The organism is Colwellia sp. KS18-150 (assembly GCF_057551365.1).
The window spans coordinates 146,728-165,490 of the sequence record NZ_BAAJMC010000006.1 but is presented as its reverse complement, the minus strand read 5'-3'; the positions used below and the strand labels follow the sequence as shown (position 1 = coordinate 165,490).

Annotated in this window: 9 protein-coding genes; 7 read left to right on the top strand and 2 right to left on the bottom strand. The window is 38.7% G+C overall.

Annotation, left to right across the window (positions count from 1 at the left end; all coding sequences use genetic code 11):
• Positions 1-4: 4 nt before the first annotated feature.
• Entirely contained in the window at positions 5-2,050 is a 2,046-nt protein-coding gene (gene prlC / locus AC27IF_RS10570; RefSeq protein ID WP_487054255.1) for an oligopeptidase A, read from the bottom strand.
• Positions 2,051-2,233: 183 nt separating this feature from the next.
• Here prlC and AC27IF_RS10565 point away from each other — a divergent pair, with 183 nt between their 5' ends.
• The 7 genes from AC27IF_RS10565 to ggt all read left to right on the top strand — a co-directional run bounded on the left by AC27IF_RS10565 (position 2,234) and on the right by ggt (position 16,259).
• A complete protein-coding gene (locus AC27IF_RS10565; RefSeq protein ID WP_487054297.1) occupies positions 2,234-6,805 on the top strand; it encodes an EAL domain-containing protein in 4,572 nt (1,523 codons plus the stop codon).
• 147 nt (positions 6,806-6,952) lie between these two features.
• Positions 6,953-8,308 (top strand): glutathione-disulfide reductase, encoded by a 1,356-nt coding sequence (gene gorA, locus AC27IF_RS10560; protein ID WP_487054253.1) that lies wholly within the window; start codon positions 6,953-6,955, stop codon positions 8,306-8,308.
• Between the two features lie 243 nt (positions 8,309-8,551).
• A complete protein-coding gene (locus AC27IF_RS10555) occupies positions 8,552-8,923 on the top strand; it encodes a hypothetical protein (protein WP_487054251.1) in 372 nt (123 codons plus the stop codon).
• 225 nt (positions 8,924-9,148) lie between these two features.
• Entirely contained in the window at positions 9,149-10,369 is a 1,221-nt protein-coding gene (locus tag AC27IF_RS10550; protein WP_487054249.1) for an efflux RND transporter periplasmic adaptor subunit, read from the top strand.
• 15 nt (positions 10,370-10,384) lie between these two features.
• Positions 10,385-13,543 carry an efflux RND transporter permease subunit gene (locus AC27IF_RS10545; protein WP_487054247.1) on the top strand — a complete coding sequence of 1,053 codons (3,159 nt, stop codon included), beginning with the start codon at positions 10,385-10,387 and terminating at the stop codon, positions 13,541-13,543.
• A 79-nt stretch (positions 13,544-13,622) separates the two neighbouring features.
• Entirely contained in the window at positions 13,623-14,471 is an 849-nt protein-coding gene (locus AC27IF_RS10540; RefSeq protein WP_487054245.1) for an N-formylglutamate amidohydrolase, read from the top strand.
• A gap of 6 nt (positions 14,472-14,477) precedes the next feature.
• Complete coding sequence (ggt, locus tag AC27IF_RS10535) at positions 14,478-16,259, top strand: gamma-glutamyltransferase (RefSeq protein WP_487054244.1); 1,782 nt, start codon at positions 14,478-14,480, stop codon at positions 16,257-16,259.
• Between the two features lie 83 nt (positions 16,260-16,342).
• Here ggt and AC27IF_RS10530 read toward each other — a convergent pair whose 3' ends face one another.
• Positions 16,343-18,505 carry a cation:dicarboxylate symporter family transporter gene (locus AC27IF_RS10530; protein ID WP_487054242.1) on the bottom strand — a complete coding sequence of 721 codons (2,163 nt, stop codon included), beginning with the start codon at positions 18,503-18,505 and terminating at the stop codon, positions 16,343-16,345.
• Positions 18,506-18,763: the final 258 nt, after the last annotated feature.

The window sequence follows — 18,763 nt, the reverse complement described above, 5'->3', positions numbered from 1 at the left end:
AGTGCTATGCCTCAATACCAGAGTGACGAAGTAGGGCATCAATTTCAGGAGCTCTGCCTCTAAATGCAGCAAATAACTCGCTTGGTTCTTCACTACCGCCTTTTTCTAGAATATTAGTAAGGAAAGCTTGTCCGGTTTTTTGATCAAACACTCCTTGCTCTTCAAACAATCCAAAAGCATCGGCAGATAATACTTCCGCCCATTTATAGCTGTAATAACCTGCTGAGTAGCCACCACCAAAAATATGACTAAAACCATGTTGAAAGCGATTAAAATCAGGTGCGGTAACTACAGCGTATTGCTTGCGAACCTGATCAAGAGTTTGCTGTATATGCTCGGTAGTTGCTTGGCTGCTGTAGTTTGCGTGCATTGTAAAATCAAAAATACTAAACTCTAATTGTCGTAACATTTGCATCGCTGATTGGAAATTTTTCGCCGCTAACATTTTATCCAACAAGGCCTTAGGTAGAGATTCACCCGTTTCATAATGGCCAGATATAAAGGCTAATGCTTCTTCTTGCCAGCACCAGTTCTCGAGAAACTGGCTTGGTAATTCGACAGCATCCCAAGGGACACCATTGATGCCTGCTACTGAGCTAGCATCAACTTGAGTAAGCATGTGGTGAATACCGTGTCCAAACTCATGGAATAAAGTGACGACTTCATCATGAGTGAATAGCGCAGGTTTATCACCCACAGGGCCATTAAAGTTACAGGTGAGATAGGCAACAGGATGTTGAATACTACCATCGGTTAATACGCGACGGCCAACACAGTCATCCATCCAAGCACCACCACGTTTTTTCTCACGCGCGTATAAATCTAGATAAAAACTACCGCGTAATTCACCATCGCTGGCATAAACATCATAAAATTTAACGTCTTTATGCCAAACGTCGACACTCTCTCTTTGTTTAATTTTCAAACCAAACAGGCGATGTACAACTTCAAATAAGCCACTCACTACCTTGCTTTCAGGGAAATAAGGGCGTAATTGCTCATCTGAAATAGCGTAACGACTTTGTTTTAATTTTTCACTGTAATAGGCAAGGTCCCAAGCTTGTAAATCATTTTGTGAATACTCAGCGTTGGCAAACTCAGTTAATTCTTGGAAGTCTACTTGACCTTGATGTTTAGACTTAACGGCAAGGTTTTCTAAAAAGCCCATTACCTCATCCGTACTGTTAGCCATTTTTGTTGCTAATGAGTGTTGGGCATAGTTATCAAAATCGAGTAACTGAGCTAGTTCATGACGTAATGATAAAAGCTCATTCATGATGCTACTGTTATCAAATTCGTTTGCGTTAGGGCCTTGATCAGAAGCACGGGTCACAAAGGCACGATACAGTTTTTCTCTTAACTCTCTGTTGTCACAGTACATCATTACAGGTAAGTAACTTGGAATGTCTAAGGTAAATAAATAACCTTGTTGCTCTTTACTCTGTGCTAAAGCTTGGGCTGCGGCCAATGCGCTATCAGGTAAACCTGCTAATTTGTCTTTACTGTCAATATTGATGCTAAAAGCATGAGTAGCATCTAAAACATTATTGCTAAAGGTCGAGCTGAGTTCAGATAATCGAGTAACTATTTCACCGTAACGTTTTTTATCATCATTCTTTAGTGCGATACCCGACAAGGTGAAATCACGTAAAGCATTGGTGATCACTTTTTGTTGTGCAGTAGTTAAGGTAGAGAATTCGCCGCTGTCTTTTAGGCTTTGATACGCTTCAAATAGCCCTTGATGTTGACCGACGAAAGTACCGTATTCAGATAATAATGGTAGACATGATTCATACGCTTCGCGTAATTCTTCACTGCTGACCACAGAATTCATATGAGAAACCGGTGAGAATAATTTTGATAGAACGTCATCTATGGCATCAATAGGCTCAACTAAATTTTGCCAAGTAAATTGCTCATTTTTATCGAGTACATCAGCTATCACTTTCTTACAATCATTAATAGCTTGCTCTACAGCAGGTTTAACATGTTCGGGTTTGATTTTTGAAAAAGCAGGAAGCTTGCTATCTTGTTGTAAAGGGTTAGTCATAGTTAAGCTCAAATAAGTAAATAATAATGTAGATGTAATGCCTATTTAGCATATATTCAAGGGAAGCTACTTGCTAATTACATTATTTAATCGATAATTTTATTGTTGCTATACTTATTTTATCTTCCTACAACTGTGTAATTGTAGTTACTCTAAAAATAAGGCTTTCATGGCGTGAAAAAGATGCATACTTGGCAAGCTATATTATTAATTATTATATCTCTTTTTTTGAAAGTTAATGCTCTTGCAAGTGAAGAGAGTAAAGTAAAAAACTTATTATTAGAGCAGTTTTCTATTAAGGAAGGGCTATCTCAAGGAACAGTTAATTCTATTTTAGCCAGTGAAAGTGGCTTTCTCTGGCTAGCAACAGATAGTGGTTTGAACATTTATGATGGTTATACAATTAAGCAATTACCTGGCCCAAATAATCAATTTATAAATGCGAGTATATATACTGTTAAACAAGACAGTTTGGGCTGGATTTGGATTAATACCGATGAAGGGTTATATCGCTTTGATCCCAAAACCAATAAATACCAGCTTGTATTTAATGCAACTAGAAAACAATACGCAATCGATGTTGTCGAAGGTAAGGATAATGCCGACATTAATGGTTATTGGGTAGCTACCTCTAAAGCTGTTAGTTTTTTCTCCCCTGAAGAGAACCAATTCGGAACAACCATTGATTTATCTGCAAAGCTGCGAAATAAAGATATTATTTATCAAGTTAAACATCATAATAAAATATTGTATATCGCCACACGTATCGGAGTATATGGCTATATTATTAGTACAGGGGAGCTTCGAAAGATTGATGGTTTGTCAGAAGCTAATAAATCGAATGATTACAATCTATTTGAAGCCAGTAAAAGTTATACGTTAGCTATTATCAATAACGACACGTTATTTATTGGCACTAACGACGGAGTCTTCAGTGTAAATATCCAAGAAGTTGAGAGTTACCTTCACAGTGACCACTCTTATGTAACTTATAACCAAGTGTTAAAAGACGCTTCTATTTGGCAGCTTTTATACACCAATAAGCAACTTTATGTTGCGAGTAATAAAGGCTTACATCAAATTGAAATGTTGACGCAACAAGCAAACTTTCTCTTTGGTTTTAGCGATTATTATGAAAATGTTTCCAACAATACCATTATCTCATTAGCAAGCGATAAAAGCGGTACCTTTTGGCTCGGATCTGAAACATCAGGAGTTTATTCATGGGATCCAAACCGATCTATAATTCGCAATTACCGTTATGGTAAAAATGTAGATAAAAACCTCAGCCATAATGCTGTTTGGACAATTGAAAAGCACAAGCATGATGCCAATCATTTTTGGGTGGGCACGAGCCGAGGGTTTAATTTAGTCAATGATAAAGAAGAAAATATCGAGCAATATTTTTTAACGGAAAATAGCAAAAACCAATTTACAGAAAACCATATTTATCAAATTTACAATTACCTTAATGACAGTTTAATGTTATCGACTGCAAAGGGGATTTTGATATACGACCCTCAGACAAAACAAATCATTGATCCGGACTTTAGTGATGAAGTATCAGAAATTTTATCCAAAGAACACTATGCGGTATATCTACAGGAACAAAGGTACCTATGGCTGGTATATGAAGACAATGCGGTGATGGTTGATTTGCAATCAGGTAGTGTTGATGATTTTTTGAGCATTACTTCCGAAGTTGCAATTAATGAAATATATAGTTTTTATGGGCTCCTCCCTGACACTCGCACCATGTTATTTAGTACTAAAGATAGTTTATGGGGATATGAGTTAGAGAGCAAAACGGTAAGGCTACTTTATAAACATGAAGGTATTTCTGACAATAAACTTGGCTCCTTTGATAGCTGGGTTATTGATAAAAACAATGTGTTTTGGTTAAGTTATCCGACAGTTGGTTTAATAGGTTTAGACTATCCTTCCTTTGAAAAAAAATATTTCTATCATAGGAATAATTCTATAATAGACAACAACGTTTACAGTTTACTTACTGATAACGATGGAGATTTATGGTTTTCAACGCATAAAGGACTCTTTTTACTCTATAGTAATGAACAGCATATTCGTCAATTTACTATTGATGATGGCTTATCAGCAATGGAATTTAATTTTGGTGCTAAGTTAAAGCTTAAGGAAGGGCAGCTGATTTACGGTTCAATGGAAGGAGTTAGCATTTTTGACCCTTTGCATTTAAAAAATAAACACGTAGAAAACGATATTCAAGTTTATAATACTGGTATTGATGTAATATCACGATCTTTAGATCTACCCGTGTTAATTAGTCAACAAGAAACAGTACAGCTGAAGTATGACGATGTAGGCATTCGGTTCGATTTTTCGACACTCTCCAATGCTGACAAACAAGATGTAATTTTTGAGTATCAACTTATAGGAAACAGCCCAGTCACCTATCCGGCAACGATTGAAAATAAAATCACGTTTCCAAATCTTCCTTCTGGAAAGCATATTTTATCTGTGCGTGCTATCTCTCCTTTTACCGGCGAATATTCTCCAAGCAAACAAATTGCGATTAACGTAAGTTATGCACCACTACAATCGCCTTTTGCTTATGCTGTTTATGCTGGGATTCTTTTGTTAATTTCAGGGCTTTGGTTATATAGACGGCTGAAACAACGACAACAACTACTGGCTGATCATGAAGAAATTAAATTCAGGGAGAACCGTCTACAGTTAGCATTAGTAGGTAGTAACAGTGAGGTATGGGATTGGCAGGCCAACAATAATTTAATGTTTGGCAAACGTATCTCCCAAGAGTTAGGTTATGTTGATTTAGCAACAGCGCATAGTTTTGATGAGCATGTAGCACTCATTCATTTTGATGATAAGGAGAAGTTTTTATCACGTTGGCAAGCATTTATAACAGCTAATAATTCAGAAGATACTTTTTCATGCACATACCGATTGAAACACGCCGATGGTCATTGGCTTTGGTATAAAGATTTAGGGAAAATAGTTAGCCTAGACGATGAGCAGCAGGTAAGCCGCATCACAGGATCTTATACAAATATTACCCAAACCCGAGCTGAGGAAGTTCGTAGTCAATATTATGGTGATGCTTTTAAGCAAACTAATGATTGGGTACTTATTGTTAATGATAGTTTTACTCAAGTTACCGCCAACCAGTCATTACGAAGTGCATTTGATTGGCCGGATGAAAACTTTCAATTTAATAGTAAATTACTTGGGTTAACCAAGCCTCGTTGGCAATTTTATAAACAATTATTACCTTCACTAAAAGAAGGGGAACATTGGCGTGGCGAGGAGTTGGTAACCACAGACTTTGGCGAAGAGTTTCATGTTATTGTAAATATTAACGTTGGGATGGATGACGCAACTAAAAGACTTTACTTTGTCTGTGTATTTACTGATATAAGCGCACAAAAAGCGGCGGAAAAAGAACTTCGTTACTTAGCTAATTATGATTATTTAACTGATTTGCCTAACCGAAGCTTATTATTAGAGCGCATTAAGCATGCGATTGAAATATCGAAACAAAATAAAACATCTATTGCGCTATTTTTTATTGATTTAGATAAATTTAAACAAGTTAATGATTCTTTGGGTCATGACAATGGAGACCTATTACTTGTTGAAGTAACGCGTCGATTATCTGAGTTATTGCGAGGCGACGATACAGTTGCACGTATTGGTGGTGATGAATTTGTTGTGTTAATAGAGTCTTTTCAAGGGGTTAATAAGTTAGGGCAAATAGCGCAGCGTATAATAACTACTGTAGGGAAACCTGTAACATTACAAGAGAATAAAGTCATTGTCGGAGCTAGTATTGGTATCGCTTTATATCCTGACGATGCAAAAGACTGTAATGCATTATTAAGGCATGCAGATGTTGCTATGTATCATGCAAAACAACTAGGGCGTAATACATTTCAGTTTTTCACTTCGCGAATGAACTTAGAAGCAAATCAGAGGTTATCGAAAGAGTCGAGTGTAAAATTGGCCTACAATAATGATGAGTTTTTTAATCATTATCAGCCTATCATCGATGCGCATACAGGCAAGGCGGTTGGTTTTGAGTTATTAATGCGTTGGCAGAGTAGCGAAGGATTAATCGCTCCTGCGGGCTTCATTGATATTGCAGAAGAATTGGGTTTGATCATCCCTATGACTGAGTCAGCTTTAGAGCGAGGTTTAGTCGATTTAAAAAAATGGCATAGCGTGCGAGAAGGTTTATATTTATCGGTGAACATTTCTCCGCAGCATTTCGCTAAGGAATGTTTGGTTAACTATATTATTGCGCTATTAAAAAAGCATGATTTACCAGCCAAACAATTAAAAATTGAAGTGACAGAAAGTGCGTTGATATCAGAGCCTGAGCAATCAATAAGAACGATGAAACGATTAGCTGAGTTGGGCGTAGTGCTTGCTTTGGATGATTTTGGTACTGGCTTTTCATCATTATCCTATTTAAAGCAATTACCACTGGATATTATCAAGATAGATCGAAGTTTTGTTGCAGGTATTGGTCAAGAAAAAGCTGATGAAGCCATTGTTGATACTACCCTTGTTTTAGCAAAACGGTTAAATATGCATTGTATTGCCGAAGGTGTTGAAACATTGGAGCAACTAAATTATTTAACACAGCGGCAATGCCACTTCATACAGGGGTATTTGTACTGTAAGCCTGTTGATGAAAAAACGATTGGTGAATATTTATCTGCTAATAAAATAGAATTAACATCTAATAAGGGTTAATAGATTTTATATGTAGATTGAATAATTTTCTTTAATGCCCATATCTATATTACTTATATTTACACTTGAAACTTGTGGTGCACTATCGGCAGCTTCAAATATTGTAGTTTTGCCTGATCCACTCAAAACAATGCTTTGGAAATTATTATGACACAACATTTTGACTATATATCTATCGGCGGCGGTAGTGGCGGAATTGCTTCGGCAAATAGAGCAGCAAAACTAGGCAAGAAAGCCGCAGTTATTGAAGCAAAATACATTGGCGGCACCTGTGTTAATGTGGGTTGTGTGCCTAAAAAAGCGATGTGGTACGCCGGACAAATTAGTGATGCATTAAAATATGCTCGTGATTATGGTTTCAAAGTTGAAGATCAAGGTTTTGATTGGTCATTACTGGTTAAAAACCGTGAAGCTTATATAGAGCGCATTCATGCTGCTTATCAACGAGGTTTTGATGCCAATGAAGTGACTGTCATTAATGGTTTTGCTAAGTTTGTAGATAAAAATACCGTTGAAGTCGATGGCACTTTATACACCGCAGATCATATAACTATTGCTACAGGTGGTCGACCTTCTATTCCTGATATTGAAGGGGCAGAATACGGTATTGACTCAGATGGCTTTTTTGCCTTAACAGAGCAGCCAAAATCAGTTGCCGTTGTAGGGGCAGGTTATATCGCCGTTGAACTTGCTGGTGTGTTTCACGGTTTAGGAACACAAACACATTTACTGGTTCGTAATGAAAAACCATTGCGTAGCTTTGATGATATGCTCAGTAACACCCTAGTGGAACAAATGGCTAAGCATGGGCCAACTCTCCACAACCACAGTACACCTGAACGTATAGAGAAATTGTCTGATGACAACTTAGTGGTGCACTTAACTAATGGTCAATCAATAGGTCCTGTTGAAAAACTAGTATGGGCGATTGGTAGAGAGCCTGCGACAGATAATATTAATTTAGATCTCGCTGGCGTACACCTCAACGAGCGAGGTTTTATTGAAACGGATAAATATCAAAACACCAATGTAAATGGTATTTATGCGGTAGGTGATAACACAGGTCGAGCACAGTTAACGCCAGTTGCTGTCGCTGCGGGACGTCGTTTATGTGAACGTTTATTTAATAATAAACCAGAAGAGCACCTAGATTACTCTGGTATCGCGACTGTAGTTTTTAGTCACCCTGTAATTGGTACTGTAGGTTTAACCGAAGCTGAAGCCGTTGCTGAATATGGTGAAGATAATATCTGCGTTTATAATTCACAATTCACCGCGCTATATCAAGCTATCACTGAAGAATATCGAGATCCTACTCGCATGAAACTAATTTGTGCAGGCAAAGACGAGAAAATAGTAGGCTTGCATAGTATCGGCTTTGGTAGTGATGAGTTATTACAAGGTTTTGCTGTGGCCATGAAAATGGGCGCTACGAAAGCAGATTTTGATAATACCATTGCAATACATCCAACTTCAGCAGAAGAATTTGTTACGATGAGTTAGTGTTAAAGTTAATTAAATCAATATATTGGTAATGTTTGGTGTATGAGCTGGTTATAGCAGTTTTACATACTTATGCAGCTTCTCTTTACGATGAAAAGTGTCAGCAAACTGTCAATCCAGCCTTAGCAAAAGTACTAACAACTGAAAGCAAAGGTTAATATTTTAGTTACAATATAGCCTAGTGCTAATTTGGTGCGGTTCTGGTAAAGTCTAACTGTTGATATTTACGGTTAGACTGTTTTCATGCGTGTATATATTTCTTTTTTGGTAGTAATGCTGATTGCTGTGCAGTCGGTATTTTCGATCCCAGATTTAACTACTACGCATCAATATTCACATGAATTGAGTCACCAAGAAAGTGCTCATGATTATAGTACTAAGCTTCACAGCTCAGCGAATCAACTTGTTGGCATTGATGATAATCATAGCAAACATCTTGATTCGGAAGAACATCCAGACTGCCATCAACATCACTGTCATCATAGCTCAATAGTTTTTGTTGAATTAGAGTCTTTGCAGGCTTTTGCCAAGCAAAAAGTGCATCAATTAATCACATCTAAAAACTTTTTTAGCTCTAATCTTGTTAGTCCTGATTTACGCCCACCCATTTTTTAATTCGTTTTTCTATTTATAGCCATTAATCAGTTCAAAGTTTCGCTTGATAGCGTTTTGCTTTATGAGAATGGCCAACTTAACGCTATCTACTTGTTAATACTATCAGGCTCTCGTAAGAGTCCGATTGCACTTTCGCGCGATGTCGACACCAAAATAAGTGTGCTTTAGTTTGATCTTCTGTTGTAGATAGCGTTTTTAACAAATTTAAATTTTTACGAGTTAATTATGAATTCTACGATCCAAAAATACTTATTAGCTGTGCCATTTATGCTCGCAGTTATCTCACTTTTATTTATTAGCAGTAATGCTTTTTCTACCACAGCGAAAAATAGTCATGAAGAGGATGAGCAAGCGATATCTTTTTCTCAAGCACAAGTAGAGTTAGCCAATATTAGTGTAGCGAAAGTCACGTCAAAATATAGGAAGCAGCGCCTTTATGCTCCGGGTGAAGTTAAAGCCAATGGCTACACTAGCTATTTAGTTTCACCTAGAGTGGAGTCGGTCATTTTACGTCGACACGCTATTTTAGGAGAGCATGTAAAGCAAGGTCAGGCGTTGGTGTCACTATTTAGTGAGGCTGTTGCAGAAGCACAAGCAAATTACCGTATCGCTTATGCTGATTGGAAACGAGCAGAAAATGTCGGAAAAAATATTATTAGTGATAGCGAACTCTTGAATGCGAAAACTAATTATATTGCCACATTTTCGCGGTTGAGAGCCTATGGCTTAAGTAAAATGGCGATTGAAGCTGTTGGGACTAATAAAGATTCAGCATTAGGTGAATATACCTTAGTAGCTGAACGTGGTGGCTCCGTATTGTCTGATGACTTTCAACAAGGACAAAGAGTGTCTGCTGGCGATACCATTATGGAATTAAGTGATGAAACAGAGTTGTGGATTGAAGCCCGTTTAGCGGCAAATAATCAAATTGACCTTAAAGAGGGTAATCGGGCGGAAATTGTTTTTGGTGTAGGTAATGAAGAGCAGTTATTTACTGCAGAAGTTATACAGCAAGGCCACACTATTGAAGTCGAAACACGCACACGTGTTATTCGCTTAAAAGTTAGCAACCCTGATCATAGTTTGCATCCAGGTATATTTGTTGATGTATATTTTTCTATTACACCACAAACTACAGTTATGGCTGTTCCTCAATCGGCATTAATATTAGGTGAAGATGGTGACTGGATACTGTATGTACAATCAACGAATGAAGAGCATGAACATAATGCCCTAGAAATGAGTGACCATGATGAGAGTATATCTTTTAGGCCACAAGAGGTTGAATTAGGAGGTGAATATCGCGTTTGGGTTGAAGAAGGCAAAACATGGCAGACTTGGCAAGAAGTTAAAGGTTTAGCTAGTGATAGCCAAGTTGTGATGACGGGTGCTTTTTTCATTGCCTCACAATCAGCGAAAGCTGGTTTTGATACCCATAACCATTAATTTTTGGAGTCAATGATGTTGAAATCAGTAATTAATTGGTCGATAAATAATGCTTTATTGGTGATCATGGCATTAGTGGGATTAATGCTAAGCAGCATGGTTATTATTCCCAAATTAAATTTAGATGCTTTTCCTGATGTAACAAACGTGCAGGTTGCTGTTAATACTGAGGCACCTGGGTTGGCTGCAGAAGAAGTCGAGCAGCTGATCACGTTTCCGATTGAAGCAGTAATGTATGCTTTACCGGATGTTGAGCAAGTTCGCTCAATCTCTAAAACTGGTTTGTCAGGTATCACAATAGTGTTTAAGGAAGGCACAGATATTTACTTTGCCAGACAGCTAGTATTTGAACGACTGCAGGCTGCTAAAGAATTAATACCTGAAGGTATGGCTAACCCAGAAATTGGGCCGAATACCTCAGGGTTAGGACAGGTTTACCAGTATTTACTAACTGCTGATGCCGATTCAGGTATAGATACCATGGCACTGAGAAGCTTAAATGATTACTTAGTAAAATTGCTTTTAATGCCGGTAGATGGAGTAACCGAAGTGCTGTCTTTTGGCGGTGATGTGAAACAGTACCAAGTGCAGCTGAATCCATCTCGTCTACTTGCTTATGAATTAAATCAGCAACAAGTAATGGCTGCTATTGAGGACAATAATCAAAATGTTGGTGCCTGGTACTTAAATCGAGGGCAAGAGCAATTGGTGATTCGTGGCTTAGGTTGGCTTGAATCTGGCACATCAGCTTTACAGCAAATAGAGCAAATACCGATTAAAACCCTTTCTGGCGTTGTGGTAACTGTAGGGGATGTTGCAGAAGTGAAAATGGGCAGTGAAATTCGCCAAGGTGCCGTCACTATGTCGCGAAGAAATGAACAGGGTCAAGTGGAAGCCCTTGGTGAAGTAGTAACCGGCATAGTATTAAAGCGTTTAGGTGCGAATACCAAAAGTACTATTGATGGTATTAAAGAAAAATCCAACATCATCAATCAAGCTCTACCTACAGGTGTCGAGTTTGAAGTGCTCTATGATCAATCAAGTTTGATCGAAAACGCAATTGAAACCGTCGTTACAGCACTGTTGATAGCTTTTGTTTTTATCATTATTGTCTTAGCGCTATTTTTACTTAATTTATCTGCGACCTTCTTGGTTTTATTATCAATCCCTGTATCTATTGGGTTGGCATTGATGATTATGGCTTGGCTTGGCATATCGGCAAACTTGATGTCATTAGGTGGTTTAGCGGTTGCTATTGGCATGCTGGTAGATGGCGCTGTTGTTATGGTGGAAAATATCTTCAAGTATTTAAATAAGGCTCAAAGTGAACATAACTCACTAGACAAAAAACAAATCAAAGAGGTGGTGAGGCAAGCAGCTCAATCTGTGGCAAGGCCGATATTTTTTGCCAGTGCCATTATCTTGGTAGTATTCCTGCCATTGTTTAGCTTTGAAGGGGTTGAGGCTAAATTATTTCAGCCTATGGCGGTCAGTATAATGCTTGCTATGGTGGCGGCTTTATTTGTTTCTTTAGTTATAGTACCAGCTTTAGCGAGTATTTTATTTAAGTCCGGGCTGAAAGTAAGGCATAACCCGATACTTTCTAACTTGGAAAATTTATACAAAAAGATATTAACAATCGCCTTAAAGCAAAAGAAGGTTGTTGTTGCAGGCGCATTTTCACTGTTGGTGGCTAGTTTAGTTTTATTACCACATTTGGGTACTGAATTTGTGCCTGAATTAGAGGAAGGAACGATAAACCTTAGAGTTACCTTATCCCCTTCAGCGAGTTTAGATACAGCGCTTAGTGTGGCTCCGAAATTAGAAGAGATGCTGCTGGATTTTCCTCAAGTGACATATGCGTTAAGTCGAGTAGGGCGTCCTGAAGTAGGAGGGGATCCTGAGCCAGTTAATAACATTGAAATTTATATCGGCTTAGCACCAATACATGAGTGGCAAAGTGGAGAAACTCGTGCTGAGTTGCAAACAAAAATGCTCACGAAGCTTGAGCAGTTTCCGGGTTTGTTATTTACTTTTTCCCAGCCCATTGCTACCCGTGTCGATGAATTGTTATCGGGTGTTAAAGCACAGTTGGCGATAAAGCTGTTTGGTAAAGATCTGCAGGTACTGGCGCAAAAAGGTCAACAAATAGCTCAAGTGGTTGGTGAAATTGATGGTGCTAAAGATGTTGCCATGGAGCAAATTACTGGTGAAGCCCAATTAGTGATCACGCCAAAACGTCGGCAGTTATCACGTTATGGTGTTTCGGTTGCTGAAGTGATGTCCTTGGTACGAGATGGCCTAGGTGGCAGTAGTGCAGGACAAATTATCGACGGCAATGAGCGCTATGATATTTACGTGCGTTTAGCACCGGAATATCGACAAGATATAAGTGCCATTAAAGAGCTACGCTTACGATCAAAGTCAGGTGCTTGGCTACGGTTAGCGGATATTGCCGATATCAATATAACCTCGGGTCCACCACAAGTAAGGCGTGATGATGTGCAAAGGCGGGTTGTCATTCAAGTCAATGTACAAGGGCGAGATATGGGCAGCGTTGTTAGGGATATCACTGAAAATATTGCTGAGAAAGTTGTATTGCCTAGTGGCTATAGCATACAGATTGGCGGTCAATTTGAATCACAACAACGGGCACAGCAGAGACTTATGCTTGTTGTGCCTTTGTCGTTGCTATTAATTGCGCTGCTATTGTATTTTGCCTTTAACTCTTTGGGGCAAGCTTTGCTTATTTTGGTGAATGTACCATTGGCAATTATTGGTGGCATAGTGGCTTTATATTTTTCTGAACAATACCTCTCAGTACCCGGCTCGGTGGGCTTTATAACTCTGTTTGGGGTCGCGGTATTAAATGGTGTCGTGATGGTTGAAAGCATTAATAATGAAGTGAGAAAAATCTCAGCAAACGGTACAGCAATTGAGGAGGCTATATTTAGAGGGGCCAGTACTAGATTGAGACCGGTATTGATGACAGCCTTGACGTCCTTATTAGGTTTGTTGCCGATGCTATTGGCCACAGGGGTTGGCGCCGAAATTCAAAAACCTTTAGCGACAGTTATTGTTGGTGGATTAGTCAGTGCAACCTTGCTGACTTTGTTTGTTGTGCCAGTACTATATCAAAGCTTCTCTAGAGCTCAGATAACAAATCTTAATTAACAACTTATATACCCTTGATTAATATCTTGATATGGTTGAATTATTGCTACTATATTTAGATATTAATTAGGGGAATAACATGGAATCTTTAGTTTTGGAAACCTTATCTGAGCAAGAAATTATCAGTAAAATTAATAAACGAGAGTGCTTTAGTGCAACCATTACCAGTGGCGCTTTTACCGTTAAAATAGAAGAATACTTACCAGCCATGTCAGCCGCGATTCATAATGGCGACCAATTAAGGGCTGAGCTTTTACAAAACTGCTTATTAACTAAAGCGCAGCGTTATTATGAAGAAGATCCCTACACCGGCAGCTTTATTAGTGAACAAGCTATTACCTTAATCGCCCATGACTCTCGATATGAATATGACTTAAATCGTAATACCGATGAATGTGTTTATGAAACCGCTTGGGGTGTTGATGTATGGAAAGAGCCACTAAGTATTGAAACTATTGCTCAAAGTCAGGCTAAACATGCACAGTTTTATCGTATTGTTGCTGCGATTGTTGAAGCCTTACAGGCTGATTTTGGTCAATGTATCGTTTATGACAATCATTCATATAATTTTAAGCGTCATGAAAGACAAGATTTACCGGTAATTAATCTAGGTACAACCTCGGTAAAAAGTGATAAGTGGCGTCCGGTAATAGACTCTTGGTTAGCTTGCCTACAAAACATGAAAGTCGATGGTGTTGATTTAACCGCGGCAGAAAATGATATTTTTTACGGTAAAGGCTTTCTTGCGGCTTTTTGTCATAGCAAATATGACAATGTTCTGGTGCTTGCTACTGAAGCTAAAAAAGTCTTTATGGATGAGCTAACCGGCGAAGCAGATGAAGTGGTTTTACCGTCATTACAAAAAGCCTACAATGCGAGTATCAGTCAGCATAGTCAAGCTTATATTAATGAATACCACGGGAAGTAATGACTAGTGAATCAACCATCTTTTCGTGCTCTCATATCAGCAGTTGCGTTATGCTCTTCATCAATTTTACTGTTAGCAGGATGTGAGAAAACAGTACCGACAACTAATATTACACCGCCTCCAGTAACCGATTTTAATAAGATTGTTAATTATTACGATATTCACCATCCCGTTATTGGTCGCAAGGGAATGGTGGTAAGCCAAAGCGAATTAGCAAGCAATATTGGCGCTGAAATATTACGTCGTGGTGGCAATGCGGTTGATGCTGCTGTAGCAGTAGGTTTTGCGTTAGCTGTGGTGTTGCCAAGAGCTGGCAATTTAACGGGTGGCGGCTTTATGTTGGTCTATCTGCAAGACCTTAAAAAAACTATTGCTATCGATTATAGAGAAACAGCACCTTTAGCCGCAAAAGCTGACATGTTTCTTGATAGCGAGGGGAATGTTGACAACCATAAAGTGCTTGAGTCACTCGCCGCCTCAGGTGTTCCAGGTACTGTAGCCGGCTTTGAGTATGCTTTACGTCATTATGGCACCATGGAGTTTGCAGAGCTAATAGAGCCAGCACTGAAAATTGCTCAACAAGGCTTTATCGTTAGTGATGATATGGTGAGAATTATTGGCCGAGAGCATAAGCGTATGCAAGAAGACTCGGAGACTTGCCGAGTATTTTTTAAAGAAAATTGTCAATTATATCGAGCGGGAGAATTATTTAAGCAACCTGACTTAGCGGGTACTCTGCAATACTTGAGCGAGGAAGGAGCTTCAGGTTTTTATCAAGGTGATATCGCGAGTCAAATAGTTTCAGCAATGGAGCAAGGGCAAGGCTATATCACCTTAGAAGATTTGCGTAATTATCAAGTAAAAGAAATTACACCGATTAAAGGTAGTTTTAATGGCTATGACATTTTTACTATGCCGCCGCCAAGTTCAGGGGGCGTTCATCTAGTTCAAATGCTGAATATGTTAGAGCAGTTACCATTAGAAGGTATCGCGCAAGGCAGCGCTGCCATGATGCATTACCAAACTGAAATCTTTAAACGCGCTTATGCCGATCGAAGCCAACACTTAGGTGATCCAGACTTTGTTGAAGTACCGGATAAGGGGATTACTAGCAAGGCTTATGCTAAAGCGCTAAGCCAGAAAATAAGCCTAAGTAAAGTGACTCCTTCCACGCAGGTACATTCAGGCAAGCCTAGCCAGTATGAAAGTCCAGATACCACACATTTTTCTGTCGTTGATAAAGATGGGAATGTCGTGAGTAATACTTACACCCTTAATCACTATTATGGTAGTGGCGTTACTATTCCTGGGACTGGGTTATTAATGAATAATACCATGGATGATTTTTCGGCTAAGCCCGGTAGCCCTAATAGTTATGGTTTAGTTGGCGGGCAAGCTAATGCTATTGAAGCGCAAAAAAGGCCATTAAGCTCTATGACACCAACGATCGTGCTAAAAGATGGCCAACCTTATTTAGCCACAGGGACACCGGGAGGTAGTAAAATAATTACTTCAGTTTTCCAACAAATAGTGAATGTATTATGGTTTGATATGTCAATATCTCAGGCCACAAATGCGCCACGTATTCACCACCAATGGCAACCAGATATTTTGTATGTAGAGCAAGGTATTTCGGCAGATTCGATAGCCTTGTTACAACAAAAAGGCTATGACGTTCAAATATCTACTTCGTTAGGCAGCTTGCAAAGTATTTTGATTAAAGAGGGGCTTTATTTTGGCGCTGCAGATCCTCGTCGACCTAACGCCAAGGCTGTGGCAGTAGATTAGCTTTTTCTTTAAGCAATTGTCAGCCTCAAAGAGTGAACGCTTTGAGGCTGACATCTAGTTTATAACTGAAATTAAGTAAAAGATTACCAACCAAGCACATCATGCATAACTGACCATCGAGGTTTTTTCGCTTTAGGGTTCTGCCCTAGAATCCAATAATCATAGACTTTTTGTTGGAAGCCATTATCTTCTTTGAGCTGCAACCAGGTATCAATAAATTGCACATAGTCAGCTTGTCCTTTTGGTAAAACTAAGCCAACAGGAGCTCTGAGTTTTAGACCTTTAGGAATAATGGCAGAAAACTCAGGGTAAAGCATTGACCACGCTGAGCCTACTTCAGTGGAAAATAAAACCGCGTCTACATTAGGAGTTCTTCCTTTTAAAAACGATCTAATATCATCAATTTCAACAATAGTCGCATTAGGAAAATGTTCTTTTGCCCAGTGCTGATAGTAAGTACTCCTACCAACGCCTATCGTTACTTCTTTCATGGCGCGAATATCATATAAATTAGCAAAAGCATCACGTTTTGAATCGCTTAATAATAAACCTGCTGTATGGTAGGTATAAGGCTCTGAAAAGGAGACTGATAAGGCTTTTCTCGGGGTAATAGGACGACCACCAATAGTTACATCAACACTACCATTCGCGAGTAGCTCAGCCTCTTTTCCGTAGTCTTTTAAATAAATAAAGGCAATTTTTAAATTAAGGTCTTTCGCTAGTTCATTCAATAGTTCAATGTCATAGCCCACGAGACTATTATTATTATTACGAAATGCGAATGGTAGACTGGCCTTATAATAACCAACACGAATACTTTTTCTGGCAGTAATTATATCTAATCTGGGTTGTTGCTGCTCATCAATAGAGAGCGGTGTGAGTTCTTTATACGAATCGACCTTAACAGGGGTATTCATTGCCTGCATTGACTCAAACGTTTGTACACCTTCATATTTATAAGGAATTAACGCTTTCAAAGTAAAGCCAGCTCCAATCATAACAGCAAAGGTAATACCCAAATGCACGCCAATGGCTTGCATTAATTTATGCCATTTCATCTTTTTTAAAACTGCAGAGGCAACTAATAAGGTTGCTACAAAGCCATGTAATGCTGCTAAACCTGTTGCAAATCTAGCGGTTACGACACTGCCTAAAAGATATAGTTGGAATTGGTCGGCGGGTAAATCAAAGTAATTAAGTAAAAATGGGATGGCGACCGCCATACTACCAAAGGCGGTGAGTGCTCCCATAATAACAAAGGAAATGTATTGATCTAGACCAAGCGGAGTACCAACATACCAGGCTGAAAATAAAATAAAACCAAGGCCTAATAAAGTTCCTGTGCTAGGAAAACTGTATGCGGTTGGCACCATGACATCGACAGTGGAGTCGGTTTCTTCACACTCCATATTATGTTTCGCTAATAGCTCTTTACTGCGCTCGATTATCATCGGCAGTACTACCAATACGGTTCCAGTAGCTAACGCGGTAATAGCTGCTTCACCCGCTGTGGATAAAATTTCACGGTAAGAAAATGGTGTTGCCCAATGAATTAATAACGGTAAAAAAACAAAAGCTAACAGCGCTGCAGCAGTGATATACACCCATAAAAATACCTGTAACCTTCCTAACTCTTCAACTTCTAAGGTGCCGGCGGCTGAAGCGGAAATAGCAAAAATCCCTAGTGGGGCTAATTTAGCCACATAAGAAGCAACCTTCATTAAACTATCACCAACATTAGTGGTTAGATTTAATAAGGTCTCTTTATTTTTAACTTGAATTAATGCTACCCCCATCAAGAGGGAGAAAAGCACGACTGCGGGAACAACTGTTTCAGACAGTGAAGCAAATATATTGCTAGGAATATAAAGTTTAATAAAGTTAAAGGTGGCAGGCTCGGCTACCATGCTAGTACTAAAGAACCCACTTGTTTGCCAATTAGGATAAGCCAATGGCAGGAGTAAGAGTGTCAGCATCACTGACAGCCACATAATTAATATGACTTTCACAGCACGCATACCAATTCGGCCAGCCATGTCACTGTCTAATCGCCCTAAGCCGCCAATAATTGAGACTAAAACATAAGGTAAAACCGTCATTTGTAATAATCTAATATAGACATTACCAATCACTTCAAGATCACCTGCTGGCTCACCAACAAAAATACCTGTACTAATTCCTAATATCAGAGCAATGATGACGCGTTGAAAGGCGCTTAGTTTTTTGTATATTTTTATTACCGGCATCTAACACTCCATTAATTAGATAAGATATTTTTAGCAGTAGTTTGAATAAGAATACCCATGTTATTAACATGAGCATAACTAATTTATTACAGTGTAAAATGTTTACCATTTTATAACCACCCTAAACTGAAACAGATTACAGAAATATGAAATTTTAAAAATAACTTTTAGTCAAACTGACTGGTTGAACAGTTGTTAGGTCGCGCCAATTATGGCTTATGTTTTTTTGTTCTTTGCAGGCGTCAAAAGTCTTTAAAA

What these genes read in the sequence shown, in the direction of transcription:
- prlC (WP_487054255.1), bottom strand. Translation starts at nt 2,050, where the DNA reads ATGACTAACCCTTTACAACAAGATAGCAAGCTTCCTGCTTTTTCAAAA.
- AC27IF_RS10565 (WP_487054297.1), top strand. Translation starts at nt 2,234, where the DNA reads ATGCATACTTGGCAAGCTATATTATTAATTATTATATCTCTTTTTTTG.
- gorA (WP_487054253.1), top strand. Translation starts at nt 6,953, where the DNA reads ATGACACAACATTTTGACTATATATCTATCGGCGGCGGTAGTGGCGGA.
- AC27IF_RS10555 (WP_487054251.1), top strand. Translation starts at nt 8,552, where the DNA reads ATGCGTGTATATATTTCTTTTTTGGTAGTAATGCTGATTGCTGTGCAG.
- AC27IF_RS10550 (WP_487054249.1), top strand. Translation starts at nt 9,149, where the DNA reads ATGAATTCTACGATCCAAAAATACTTATTAGCTGTGCCATTTATGCTC.
- AC27IF_RS10545 (WP_487054247.1), top strand. Translation starts at nt 10,385, where the DNA reads ATGTTGAAATCAGTAATTAATTGGTCGATAAATAATGCTTTATTGGTG.
- AC27IF_RS10540 (WP_487054245.1), top strand. Translation starts at nt 13,623, where the DNA reads ATGGAATCTTTAGTTTTGGAAACCTTATCTGAGCAAGAAATTATCAGT.
- AC27IF_RS10530 (WP_487054242.1), bottom strand. Translation starts at nt 18,505, where the DNA reads ATGCCGGTAATAAAAATATACAAAAAACTAAGCGCCTTTCAACGCGTC.